Here is a 12606-nt window from a genome sequence, read left to right as displayed (position 1 = left end):
TATTGGTATCCCTGTATTCAACGTCCGCGGCCGAAAAGCTGGGCGGCGGACAACAAGACGATCGATAGCACGATCAGGCAAGTCGAAATGGCGGCAATCGTCGGGTCGATCTGGTCGCGCAGCGCATTGAACATGCGGCGCGTCAGCGTCGTGGTCTCGCCGCCCGAGATGAAGAGCGAGACAACCACCTCGTCGAAGGAGGTGATGAAGGCAAATAGCGCGCCCGAGACGATCGAGAAGCGCAGCTGCGGCATGGTCACCTGGAAGAAGGCGGCGAAGCGCCCAGCGCCGAGGCTGCGCGCCACCATCTCCTGGTTCATGTCGTAGGAGCGCAAGCCGGAAAGCACGGTGAGCACGACCAGCGGCAGCGCCTGCACGGTGTGGGCGATGACGAGGCCGGTCAGCGTGTTGTTGAGGCCGATGCGGGCATAGAGGAAGAAGGTGCCGATGCCGATCAGGATGACCGGGATGATCAGCGATGCCGTGAGCAGCGCGTTGATCGCGCCGGTCAGCCGCAGCGTGCCGGCGTTGATCGCATAGGCCGCGGCAGTGCCGAGCGGCGTCGCCACGATAGCCGTCATCACCGCCACCTTGACCGAGACGATGGTGGCGTCGCGCCATTCGACCGATCCGAAATAGCTTTCGTACCAGCGCAGCGACCATTGCTCGGGCGGGAACTGCAGCAGCGTCGAGCCCGAGAAGGACATGATGACGATGATCACCGAAGGGGCGATCAGGAACAGCATGACAAGGCCGCCCAGCAAGTAGAGCCAAAGGCGTTGCCAATGCGAGATGGGCAGGGCATTTTCCGCGCTCATCGCCGGCTCCACACACCGGTGGCGCGGGCGCCGAGCAGCCATTGGAACAGGCCGAGCAACGCCAGCGTCACGGCGAGCAGCACGACCCCGAGCGCAGCACCCGCGCCCCAGTTGGAATAAAGGCTGGTCGCCTGCTCCATGCGCATTGCCCACATGATGACCTTGCCGCCGCCCATCAGCGCCGGCGTGACGAAGAAGCCGAGGCAAAGCACGAAGACGATGACCACGCCGGAGGCAAGGCCGGGCAGCGACAACGGGAAGAAGACCTGCCGGAAGGTGGCGGCGGGGCTGGCGCCGAGATTCATGCCGGCGCGCAGGCAGTCTTGATCGATCGTCTTCATCGAGGCGTAGAGCGGCAGCACGAGGAACGGCAGCATGATATGGGTCATGCCGATGACGACGCCGGCGAAATTGTTGGCGAGCGGCAGCGGCTGGCCGATCAGGCCGAGGTCGATCAGCCAGTTGTTGATCAGGCCCTTGCGCTGCAGGATGACCAGCCAGGCATAGGTGCGCACCAGCACCGAGGTCCAGAATGGCAGGATGACGAAGATCAAGCAGATCGAAGCCGCGCGGCGCGGCAGTTGCGACAGCATGTAGGCTAGCGGATAGCCGAACAGCACGCAGGCGCCGGTGACGACGAATGCCACCTTGAACGTGGTGGCGAAGGTCTTGATGTAGGACGCCTGCTCGAAGAAGCGCGCATAGTTGGCGAGGCTGAGTTGACCGGTCTCGTCGAAGAGCGAGAGCCAGAACAGCCAGCCGATCGGCACAATGATGACGGCAAAGACCAGGAACAACCCGGGCGAGAGCAGCGCCAGGAGCCCAAGCGCCTGCCGCCGGGCATCGGCGCTCAACGCATCGGCGTTCAGCACACCGTCCGGCTTGCCGGCATCGTCGAGACTGGCGGACCCTGTGCTCATTGATCCGTCACCAGCGCGACATCCTGCGCATCGATGCCGAGCGTGATCGGCTCGCCGGGCGCCGGCAGCTTCGCGAGCACGTCGGAGCGGCAATAGTCGCGCAGCGTCACCTGCCGGCCGTCGCGAAGCGTCGCGTAGCAGATGAAGCTGTCGCCTTGATAGATGACATCGCCGACGGTCGCCGGCAGCGCGTTGAGGGCGCCTGCCTGTCGGGCGTCGGCGACCAGCTGCAATTTCTCCGGCCGCACCACCATCAGATGTCGGCCGACAGACGGGGCGGGATCGATCATGCGCAGCTTCCTGTCCTCGTACCAGACGCTGCCATTGCGGCATTCGACCGGAATGAAGTTGGATTCGCCGATGAAGCCGGCGACGAACTTCGTCTTCGGCCTTGCATAGAGGGCCTCGGGCTGGTCGATCTGCTCGATGCGCCCGGCATTCATGACGGCGATGCGGTCCGACATGGTGATCGCCTCGCGCTGGTCATGCGTGACGTAGACGGTCGTCATGCCGAGCCGGCGATGCAGGTTGCGCAACTCGATCTGCATATGCTCACGCAGCCCCTTGTCGAGCGCCGACAAAGGCTCGTCCATCAGCACGATGCGCGGCTCGAAGACGATGGCGCGGGCAAGCGCCACACGCTGGCGCTGGCCGCCGGAAAGCTGGTCGACGCGGCGCTCGCCGAGACCTTTCAATTGCACAAGGTCCAAGGCTCTTTCGACACGCTCTGCCGTTTCCGCCGCCGACACACGCCGCTGCTTCAACGGAAAGGCGATGTTGTGGAAGACGTTCATGTGCGGGAACAGCGCATAGTTCTGGAACACCATGCCGATGTTGCGCTTGTGCGGCGCCATGGTGATGATCTCTTCGCCGCCGACCTTGATTGAGCCGGCATTGGCCCGCACGAAGCCTGCAAGGATCATCAGCAGCGTCGTCTTTCCCGAACCGGACGGACCGAGCAGCGTCAGAAACTCTCCGGCGGTGACATCGAGGCTGAGGTTGCTGAGGATGGAGACGGCGCCGAAACGCTTGTCGATGCCGTTAATGCCGATGGGAAGCGCGGACGGCGCAAGAGACAAGAGCATCTCCTTCAACTCCGGATCATGGTCAGCGGAATGGAACGGAGCGACGCTTCAGAGCGCCGCTCCGACACAGCCTTTACTGCTGGATCAGGTTGTTGAACTTCTCGGTCGCTTCGACGAGGTTGTCGCGCCAGAACGCGGGATCCTGCAGCACCTGCTTTTTGACGTTCTCCGGCGAGGAGTTGATGTCCTTGATGCGCTCCTGCGGGATCTTGCCGGTCTCGAAGGCCTTCTCGTTAGCCGGGCCATTGTCGACATAGAGCGGCAGGTTGGCCTGGAGGTCCGGGCTGACGAACTTGGCCAGCGCCTTCATGGCGATATCCTTGTTCTTCGAGCCCTTCGGGATGACCATGCAATCGGCAGTGAGCACGCCCTGGTCGAAGGAGAAGGCGACCGGCGCGCCTTGCTTCTTCAAGGTGCCGGCACGGCCGTTCCAGATACTGGCCATATCGACCTCGCCGTCCTTGACGAGCTGCATGGCCTGCGCGCCGGAAGTCCACCAGGCATCGATGTGGCCCTTGACCTTGTCGACGGATTGCAATGCGCCGTCGATGTCGACGGGATAGACCTTGTCGATCGGAGTGCCCTTGGCGAGTGCGGCAACGCTCAGCGTTTCCGTCGCCTGGCTGCCGGAAAGCGCGCGGCGGCCGGGGAATTTCTCTACGTTCCAGAAATCGGCCCAGGTCTTTGGGCCCTTGTCGCCGAAAACATCTGTACGGTAGATCAGCACGACGGACGTGTAGGAGATGCCCACCCAGTCGTCATGGACGAGCTTCGGGTTGATGCCGCTCTTATCGATGACATTGTAGTCGAGCTTCTCGAACAGGCCTTCCTTGGAACCGCGCGCGCATTCGTCGGCGCCAAGCTCGGTGATGTCCCATTTGACGGCGTTGCCGGTGACCTGCAGGCGTACGTCGTCCAGGCCGTTGGTGGTGTCCTGCTTGATGGTGATGCCGAGATCCTTGGCCGTCGGATCGAAGAAGGCCTTGGTCTCAGCCTCCTGATAGGTGCCGCCCCATGAGGCGACGGTGATGGTGTCGGCGGCCGATGCCGGAACGGCGACCGAGGCCAGCAGGCCGGCGAAGGCCAAGCCTTGAATGCAATGTCTCTTCGTCATTTCGCTTCTCCAACCGGTGTTCCCGTTATCGTTGATTTGGTATGCGAATTTGTATACAATTTTGAGTGTAATTCGGCGAGAGCCGATGTCAACTCGGATGATGGTGTTTTTTGGCCGCGAGAGAGACAGAGATATTTCGAGGCAACTGCTTCTCTCGAAACGGTCCTGTTTCAAGCAGGCGCTAAAAGGCACTAGACTGCGAATCCGTCACAGAGACCGTTGGAGCGGGAAGTTTGGGCAAGGAACGGAAAAACACGCTGCGCGACTCGGTGTTCGAGAAGCTGAAGGCGATGATCATCACCGGCCAGATCCCGCCCGGCGGCCGCGTGACGGAAAACGAAATCGCAGAGCGCCTGAAGGTGAGCCGCACGCCGGTGCGCGAGGCCTTCAACCGGCTCGAGCGCGACGGGCTGGTGATCGGGCGTCCGCGCCAGGGCTATGTGGTCGCCGAATTCAACCTGACCATGTTCCGCGAGGCCTTCGATATCCGCGAATTGCTTGACGGGCGCGCGACCGAGCTGGCGGCCGCCAACGCATCCGCCGCCGACAAGGCCAGGCTGCGTGGCATGCTTGCCGAATGCGAGCGGCTGGCGGCGATCCCCGACCGCAGCACCAGGGAGAAATTCGAGGAATTGCAGGTCGGTATCGACCTCCACCGGGTAATCGCCGAAATGAGCGGCAACGAGATGCTCTGCGGCATGCTCTGCGGCATCCTCGACAAATGCCAGCAATATGTGTGGACGGAGCTTCTGTGGCTGGATGAGTGGAAGCTCACCCGCGAGGAGCATGCCGGGATCGTCGACGCGATCTGTGCCGGCGACGTCACGCTTGCCGGCGAGCGCGCCCGCGCCCATGTGCGCGGCTCGCGCGAGAACATCCTGCGCCTGCTGCAGGCCAAATCCGACTATCAGGGATTTTTCGCCAAGGCGTCGTGAGCGAAGCGCTCTATCGCATCAGCTCGCAAGCATCGGGCAGTTGGCGCCGCGGCGCAGGCTGATATGCGCCACGTCGCCGACGCTGAATTGAAAGCCGTCGCCGCGGCGCGGCGCATCGATGACGATCGAGGTCCCCTGCCCGAGCTCGGCATGGAGGCGCAGCGTGCGGCCATGAAAGACGATGCCGCTCACCCGCGCCGGCGCGGTACCGTCGGCGGCCTCGGTGGCTGCGAGCAGATCCTCCGGCCGCACGCCGATGATGCGTATGTCGCCCGCGGCCGGCATCTCGCCACCATCCGAGACAGCCTCCAACGACAGCTCGCCGGCAGCGAAGCGCAGGCGTTCGCCGTCGCGGCCCAAGAAACGCGACTGCAGGAGATTCATCGTGCCAATAAACGAGGCGACGAACCGCGTCGCGGGCCGGTCGTAGAGGATCGCCGGCGGCGCGATCTGCTCGATGCGGCCCTTGTTCATGACGACGATGCGGTCGGAGATCGACAGCGCCTCGGTCTGGTCGTGGGTGACCATGACGAAAGTGGTGCCCAGCCGCGATTGCAGCCGCTTCAATTCCACCTGCATCTGCTCGCGCAGATGTGCGTCGAGCGCCGACAGCGGCTCGTCGAGCAGCAGCACGCGCGGTTCGCAGACGATTGCGCGGGCGAGCGCGACGCGCTGGCGTTGGCCGCCGGAGAGCTCGGAGATGCGGGCGCCGATCTTGTCGGCGAGCCCGACCATGTCGAGCGCTTCGCCGACGCGCTTGGCCTGCTCGGTGCCGGTGAGCTTGCGCAGCGACAGGCCGAAGCCGACATTGGCCGCCACATCCATGTGCGGGAACAGCGCATAGTCCTGAAAGACGGTGTTGACCGGCCGGTCGAAGGGCCTCAGCCCGGTGATGTCGCGGCCTTCGAGCACAACATTGCCGCTGGTCGGGCTCTCGAATCCGGCGATGACGCGCAGGCTCGTCGTCTTACCGCAGCCGGAGGGACCGAGGAGTGTCAGGAACTCGCCCGCGGCGATATCGAGGTCGACGGTGTCGAGGCCAACCACGCCGCCCGGAAAAACTTTTGAGACTTTCTGCAGTCGAACAAGCGCATCAGGCGCCATCGCGTACCTCGGACGGCTTGGTGGTGTTGACCCAAAGGATCTGGCAGCGTTCGGCGCCGGGATTGCGGAAGGCATGCAGCAGCGTGCTCTTGAAGGCAAAGCTGTCGCCGGCCTTGAGCAGGTAGGTCGTGGCATCGACCACCAGCTCGACTTCGCCCGAAAGCACGAAGCCGAATTCATGGCCGGCATGGGCATAGGATTCCGCCGTGCCGCCGCCGGCCTCGACCGTCACCAGCATGCCGGTAAGGGTCGCGGCGGGCGGCGACAGCAGCGCCTTGGCGATGCCCTCGGACTTCACCGGGATCGAGCGCCGCTTGTCGGCGCGCACGCAAAAGAGGTCGTTCACCGCTTCGTCGCCGTCGGCAATCAGGGCAGAGGGCTCGATGTCGAGGGCGGCGGCGAGCGGCCAGATCACCTTGACGCGCAGCGAGGACATGCCGCGCTCGATCTGGCTGAGCGCGCCGATGGAAATGCCTGCCTTGGCGGCGAGCTCGGCCAGCGACAGCTTGCGCTCGAGCCTCAGCGCCCGCACGCGCCGGCCGACGCGCACATCGGCATCGTCCTTCGGTCTTTCGGCTTCGTCCATAATGTCCATCATTGGCCCTCGTTCAGTCTCTTCACCGGTGCGGCGCAGCGCCGCCAGGCTCCCCTTCTCCCCTTGTGGGAGAAGGTGTCGCCGAAGGCGACGGATGAGGGGTGTTCCAGGGAATGCTAACGTCTCATTCCTTCCAACACCCCTCATCCGTCTCGGCGCTGCGCGCCGATCCACCTTCTCCCCCTGGGGGAGAAGGTGGGGCGCCAGCTCAGCCGCCAGCTTTCACCTTTTCGAACATCTTCGCCACATCGTCATTCTGCTTCATCGGCCCGGTGAAGATGGTGCTCTTCAGCATAACTTCCGGATCCGAGGGCAGTTGCAGCTTGTCCAACTCGTCCTTGGAAACGCCGGCAAAGGCGGTCGAGAGCGAGCTGCCATAGCCGTAGGACTGGATCAGGAACTTGCCGGAGTCGGCATCGAGCCGGCTGTTGATGAAGTCATAGGCGAGATCGACATTCTTAGCGTCCTTCAGCATGACGAAGCCGCAGGCCCAGGTGAGCATGCCTTCCTTCGGCTTCATGAACTCGACCGGAACGCCCTGCTTCTTGAGCGACGTGGCCGACGCATTCCAGGTCATGGCAGCAACCAGCTGGCCGCTTGCCAGCGCCTGCTCGACCGAGGTCATGTCGGTGGTATAGCTCGACAGCAGCGGCCGCTGCTCGCGCAGTTTTGCCGCCACCTTGTCCATCTGGTCCGGCGTCATGTCGAAGGGGTTCACGCCCGCCAGCAGCGCGGCGACGATCGGTGTGTCATGGACCGCGTCGATCGTCGCCATGCGGCCGGCATATTGCTTGTCCCACAGAAGGTTCCAGCTCGCCTCGGGGTTCTTCACCAGATCGGTGCGGTAGAGGATCGAGGTGTTGCCCCAGTCCCACGGCACCATCCAGACCTTGCCGTCGCCGGCCTGCAGATCGGGCAGGTTCTTGAACACCGGGAAGATCGAATCCCAGTTCTTGATGCGCTTGGTGTCGATCGGCTGCAGCAGGCCTTCCTTGTTCCAGCGCGCCACCTTGTCGTAGCAGGGATGCGCGATGTCGGGACGGAAGCCAGCCTTGACCTTGGTGAAAGCGTCGTCGTCATCGCCGAAGATCGTCGCCTCGACGCCGTCCGGATGCGCGGCAAGGAAGCTCTTGTTGAAGTCCGGCAGCTCATAGCCCGACCAGGTGAAGTATTGCAGCTTGTCGGCGGCCAGAGCGACCGTCGACGACAGGGCCAAGGCCAGCGCCGCAAGGCCCGCCCGGGCCTTGTGTCCGGTGATCGATTTCAGATGGAATGCCATTTTCGTTCTCCTCTTCTTTGTTGTGGTTCAGCCTGGATTGCGGCGGGCGGCACCGAGACCGCGGTGGCGCAGGATTTCGGCGAGCGCGGCGATGACGAAGGACAGGGTGAGGATCACCGTCCCCAGCGCCATCACGGTCGGCAGCGAGCGCGGGAAGCGCAGCTGGCTCCAGATGTAGAGCGGCAGTGTCGGCTGGGTGCCGGCGAGGAAGAAGACGACGATGAACTCGTCGAAGGAGGTCAGGAAGGCGAGCATGAAGGCCGACAGCACGGCCGGCAGGCTGAGCGGCAGCATGACGCGCCGGAAGGTCGTCCAGTCCGACGCCCCGAGGTCAAGCGCCGCCTCGCGGATGGTTTTCGGAATGGCGGCGAACCGGCTGCGCATCACCACAACCGTCGTCGGCAGCGCCACCAAGATATGGCCGAGGACGATCGCGACGCGCGACGGGCCGAGGCCGATGAGGTTGACCAGGATCAGGAGCGAGATGCCGACGATGACGCCGGGGATCAGGATCGGCAGGCGAGCGACGGCGCTGATGGTGGCGGCGAGCGGCGAGCGGCCGCAAAGATCCATGTAGGAAACGGTGATGCCGCAGAGCGTCGCGCCGGAAGCGGCGACGACGCCGATGACGAGGCTGTTGGCCAAAGCGCCGGAGAGCGCCGGATTGCCGTAGAGCGTCTCGTACCAGCCGAGCGTGAAGCCCTGAAGCGGAAACGCGGCCTGGATGGAATCGTTGAAGGAAAACAGAGGGATCAAAAGGATCGGCAGATAGAGGAACACCAGGTAAGCGAGCACGTAGAGGCCGAGCCAGCGGCCGCCTGCAGTTGCCTCTGTGCGCGCCGCGCTCATGTGCGGCTGCCAAATCTGCGGTCGGCGCCGCGCGCGAGAAGAACCACGCACAGGATGACCAGCATGACGCAGACCGAGAGCGCTGCGCCGAACGGCCAGTCATTGGCCTTGCCGAATTGCGACTGGATCAGGGTGCCGATCATGGTGCTGGCCGGGCCGCCGACCATGGCCGGCGTGACATAGTCGCCGACCGTCGGCACGAAGACGACGAGCGCTGCCGCCAGCACACCCGGCATCGAGTTGGGCAGCACGACGCGGCAGAAGCTCGTTAAGGGACGAGCGCCGAGGTCGGAAGCGGCTTCGAGCAGCGATTTGGGGATCGTGTCCAGAGCCACATAGATCGGCAGGATGGCGAAGGGCGCGTAGGCGTGGGCCAGCGTGACCACCACCGCAGCCGGCGTGTTCAAGAAGGCGAGCGTCGGCTGCGACCAGAGGCCACTTTCGATGAAGGCCGAGTTGAGCACGCCATTATAGGCAAGCACGATCTTCCAGGCGAAGACACGCAAAAGGTAGCTGGTCCAGAACGGCAGCGTGACCAGGAAGAGCAGCAGGTTGCGCCGGCGCCCGGCATGGAAGGCGAGGTAGTAGGCGACCGGATAGGCGGTGACCACGGTTGCCAGCGTCACCAAGCCGGCGATGACCAGCGAGCGCAGCGTCACCGTCCAGTAGAGCGGATCGGTGGCGACCGTGACGAAATTCGCCGCTGTCAGACCGGCACCGAGCAGCGAGCCGTCATTGCCCCTGAAAGCGAGGAAGAGCACCAGGCCGAGCGCGAACAGGATGAGGAAGAAGGTGACCACTCCGCCCGGCAGCAGCATGGCAAAACGGAAGACCGGCGAGATGCGGGTTTCCGGCGATGGCCGCGCTGCAACTATGGTCGACATCTGACTGCCTATCGGGACTGCCCATCGGATTTTTGAAATTGGCTAATGCTTTTTCATATTCATGAAACTGTCAAGCTGAATCGGTTGTGCACTGCACACATTCGGCGTCAGCGTTCGAACGCGTCGAGCGTCCTGTACCAGGCGATCGTGGCGGCGACGCCAACCTGGCGAAAGGCGTGGAATGGGATCGGCCGGATCGGCGAAAGCGGGAACGGCAATTGCCGGGTGTCGCCGCTCGCGAGGTAACCCGCTATGCGCTTGCCCAGCGCGCTCATCAGCCCGACACCCCTGCCCTGGCAGCCAACCACGGCAAGCAGGCCCCTTTCCGGCTCATGCAGATGCGGCAGGTGATCCGGCGTCATCGCCACGCGGCCGAACCAGCGCTTTTCGATGGCGATACCGGCAAGCGCGGGATAGAGCCGAACAAGCGCGCGTTCGAGATGCGCCCAGTCTGAAGCGCTCGAAGGCAGCGCCATGCGGCCGCGGCCGCCGAGCACCAGCCGGCCGTCGGCGCTCTTGCGGTAGTAGACGAGGATGCGGCGGGAGTCCGACACCGCCTGCCCGCCCGGCAGGATGCTGGCGCCGAGATCAGCCGGCAGCGGCGCGGTAGCGATCTGGAAGGAATGCAGCGGCACGATCGTCCGGGCGAGGCCAGGCAGCAGGCCGTCCGTATAGGCGTTGGTGGCGAGCACGACTGACTTGGCGCGCAACTCGGCCCCGTCCTGCGTCGAAACCCGCCAGAGGCCGACTTCCCTGCCGAGTTTCACAACCTTCTGCTGTTCGGCGATCTTCGCGCCGGACCCTGCCGCGACGCGCGCCAGCTCCATCGTGTAGGACAGCGGATCGATGACACCGGCGCGGCGGTCGAGCCAGCCGCCGAAATAGCCCTTGGCGCCAGTCATCGCCGCGATCTCGGCCTGGTCGAGCAGCTTGACGTCGGCGCCGCGCGAGCGCCATTGCCGGTCACGATTGGCCGCCGCCTTCAAGGCGGTTTCGGTATGCGCCGCCTGGATCCAGCCGTTGCGCGTGAAGGGCACGGCGAGCTTCTCGTCACGGATCACATCGAATACCGCGTCGGCCGTCGAAGCGGCGAAGTCGACCAGGGCCTCGCCGCGCTCCCTGCCGAAATGCTCGATCAGCCATTCTGGATCATATTTGAGCCCCGGAATGACCTGGCCGCCATTGAGGCCGGAGGCGCCCTGCCCGATCGCGCCGGCTTCCAGCACCTGGACAGAAAGACCCGCACGTGCCGCATGCAAGGCGGTCGATAGGCCCATGATGCCGCCGCCGACGATGACCGCGTCGAGCGTGCCGCCGAGCGAAAGGTCGGACTGGAAAGCCGGGACCGTCTGAGGCCTCCGCCAAATCGGATCGGAAAAGGCTGCGGGCAAGGGTCACCTGAGGCGCTGGAGCTTCGTGAAAATCCTATTGTCGATTTCATGTATTTGAAAGAGCGTTTCGACTTTGTCGTTTGGGACACAGGGAAGCCGAGAGGGGAGCCAGAGCCGTTGTCGGCGATCTGCCTCGACAAGGGGACAAGGCCATCAATCGGGGTGGACCTTTGGGAGGAATTTGTTGAGATTGCCGCCCCAATGACGGATGCCTCACGATCAATCGACCGGAGGCGGCAAGTCAATCCGCCAATCGAGAGGAAACAAGACCATGACCGACCCAACCCCCCTGCCCGCCGAGGGGCTTTTCATCGGCCGCGCCAGGACCAGCGAAGCGTCTCATCCGCTGGTGGTGACGGTGCGGGACGGCAAGGTAATCGACATCACGTCGAGCACGGCGCCCACGGTGCGCGACCTTTGCGAGATGAAGGACCCGGCCGGCTACGTGCGCTCGGCCGAGGGCAAGGCGATAGGCGCGCTCGAAGACATCGCAGCCAACAGCTTCGAGGCCAGGCGCGATGCGAAGAAGCCGATCCTGCTTTCCCCCGTCGACCTACAGGCAGTGAAGGCTTCGGGCGTCACCTTCGTCGTCAGCCTGCTCGAGCGAGTCATCGAGGAGCAGGCGCGCGGCTCGGCCGAGAAAGCAGATGCCATCCGTGCCGACATCGCCGGACTGATCGGCCATGACCTCTCGAAGCTGAAGCCCGGCTCGCCGGAAGCGATGGAGATCAAGGCCAAGCTGATTTCGCGCGGCGCCTGGTCGCAATATCTGGAGGTGGGCATCGGCCCAGATGCCGAGATCTTCACCAAGTGTCAGCCGATGGCCTCCGTCGGCTTCGGCGCCGATGTCGGGCTGCACCCCGTCTCGACCTGGAACAATCCGGAGCCGGAGATCGCCATGATCGCCGACAGCTCGGGCCGCATCGTTGGCGCCACCCTGGGCAACGATGTCAATCTGCGCGATGTCGAAGGGCGCTCGGCGCTGCTGCTCGGCAAGGCCAAGGACAACAATGCCTCGGCGTCACTCGGGCCGTTCATCCGGCTGTTCGACGAGACTTTCTCCATCGACGACGTCAAACGCGCCACGGTGCGCCTCAGCGTCGAGGGCGAGGACGGGTTCTCGCTGGAGGGGGCGAGCTCGATGGCCGAGATCAGCCGCTCGCCGGAAGAACTGGTCAGGGCCGCGATGGGGCCGCATCACCAGTATCCGGACGGGCTGGCGCTCTATCTCGGCACCATGTTCGTGCCGTCGAAGGATCGCGGCGAGAAAGGCAAGGGATTCACCCACAAGGTCGGCGACATCGTCACCATCTCGTCGGAGAAGCTCGGCGCGCTGGTTAACCGCGTGCGGCTGTCGCCGGACTGCCCGCATTGGACCTACGGCGCCAGCCACCTCATGCGCGACCTCGCCAGGGCCGGTCTCATCTAGCGCCGCGCCAAGGCGACGCTGTCCTGAGCCCATCCAGAGAGGCTGATGGGCTGACGGCGCCGCTTGCCCCGAGAAATAGCACCTGAACTGATGCAATCTGATGGGATTGTTGATGGCGTGCGCGCCTGTGCCAACATCCATTGGCGATGGAGGCTTGCCAGCGACCGAAAAAGGGAATGCTCTAAAGCATCCGGTCGGCGCTG

At 64.2% G+C, this 12606-nt stretch carries 12 protein-coding genes; 2 read left to right on the top strand and 10 right to left on the bottom strand.

Annotated elements, in window-relative coordinates; translation table 11 throughout:
- Window positions 1–17: 17 nt before the first annotated feature.
- From RFN28_RS15915 to RFN28_RS15900, 4 genes are all read right to left on the bottom strand, one after another.
- The gene (locus tag RFN28_RS15915; RefSeq protein WP_320288273.1) at window positions 18–818 is read right to left on the bottom strand and encodes an ABC transporter permease; all 801 of its coding nucleotides are present in this window, start codon (window positions 816–818) and stop codon (window positions 18–20) included.
- Complete coding sequence (locus RFN28_RS15910; RefSeq protein WP_320288272.1) at window positions 815–1738, bottom strand: ABC transporter permease; 924 nt, start codon at window positions 1736–1738, stop codon at window positions 815–817. The genes RFN28_RS15915 and RFN28_RS15910 overlap by 4 nt, the downstream gene beginning before the upstream one ends.
- A complete protein-coding gene (locus RFN28_RS15905; protein ID WP_320288349.1) occupies window positions 1735–2817 on the bottom strand; it encodes an ABC transporter ATP-binding protein in 1083 nt (360 codons plus the stop codon). The genes RFN28_RS15910 and RFN28_RS15905 overlap by 4 nt, the downstream gene beginning before the upstream one ends.
- Window positions 2818–2896: 79 nt before the next feature.
- Entirely contained in the window at window positions 2897–3937 is a 1041-nt protein-coding gene (locus RFN28_RS15900) for an ABC transporter substrate-binding protein (RefSeq protein WP_320288271.1), read from the bottom strand.
- 233 nt (window positions 3938–4170) lie between these two features.
- Between RFN28_RS15900 and RFN28_RS15895 the strand changes: the two genes are divergently transcribed.
- Complete coding sequence (locus RFN28_RS15895) at window positions 4171–4872, top strand: GntR family transcriptional regulator (RefSeq protein ID WP_320288270.1); 702 nt, start codon at window positions 4171–4173, stop codon at window positions 4870–4872.
- 18 nt (window positions 4873–4890) lie between these two features.
- Here the strand turns inward: RFN28_RS15895 and RFN28_RS15890 are convergent, their stop codons facing one another.
- The 6 genes from RFN28_RS15890 to RFN28_RS15865 form a co-directional block, all read right to left on the bottom strand.
- A complete protein-coding gene (locus tag RFN28_RS15890; RefSeq protein ID WP_320288269.1) occupies window positions 4891–5976 on the bottom strand; it encodes an ABC transporter ATP-binding protein in 1086 nt (361 codons plus the stop codon).
- Window positions 5966–6571: a cupin domain-containing protein gene (locus tag RFN28_RS15885; protein WP_320288348.1), complete on the bottom strand. Its 606-nt coding sequence runs from the start codon at window positions 6569–6571 to the stop codon at window positions 5966–5968. Before RFN28_RS15885 ends, RFN28_RS15890 begins: the two co-directional genes overlap by 11 nt.
- Before the next feature lie 208 nt (window positions 6572–6779).
- Entirely contained in the window at window positions 6780–7850 is a 1071-nt protein-coding gene (locus RFN28_RS15880; RefSeq protein WP_320288268.1) for an ABC transporter substrate-binding protein, read from the bottom strand.
- Window positions 7851–7877: 27 nt separating this feature from the next.
- A complete protein-coding gene (locus tag RFN28_RS15875) occupies window positions 7878–8699 on the bottom strand; it encodes an ABC transporter permease (protein ID WP_320288267.1) in 822 nt (273 codons plus the stop codon).
- Window positions 8696–9583: an ABC transporter permease gene (locus tag RFN28_RS15870; protein WP_320288266.1), complete on the bottom strand. Its 888-nt coding sequence runs from the start codon at window positions 9581–9583 to the stop codon at window positions 8696–8698. Before RFN28_RS15870 ends, RFN28_RS15875 begins: the two co-directional genes overlap by 4 nt.
- Window positions 9584–9690: 107 nt before the next feature.
- Window positions 9691–10974 carry an NAD(P)/FAD-dependent oxidoreductase gene (locus RFN28_RS15865; RefSeq protein WP_320288265.1) on the bottom strand — a complete coding sequence of 428 codons (1284 nt, stop codon included), beginning with the start codon at window positions 10972–10974 and terminating at the stop codon, window positions 9691–9693.
- A 271-nt stretch (window positions 10975–11245) separates the two neighbouring features.
- On the opposite strand from RFN28_RS15865, the gene RFN28_RS15860 reads away from it, so the two are divergent.
- Entirely contained in the window at window positions 11246–12403 is a 1158-nt protein-coding gene (locus RFN28_RS15860; RefSeq protein ID WP_320288264.1) for a fumarylacetoacetate hydrolase family protein, read from the top strand.
- Window positions 12404–12606 lie beyond the last annotated feature (203 nt).

The sequence above is a fragment of the Mesorhizobium album genome (assembly GCF_033977205.1).
GTDB classification, from domain to species: Bacteria; Pseudomonadota; Alphaproteobacteria; order Rhizobiales; family Rhizobiaceae; genus Mesorhizobium; species Mesorhizobium album.
The sequence above is the reverse complement of the archived record's forward strand: the minus strand, read 5'-3'. Positions and strand labels throughout refer to the sequence as shown.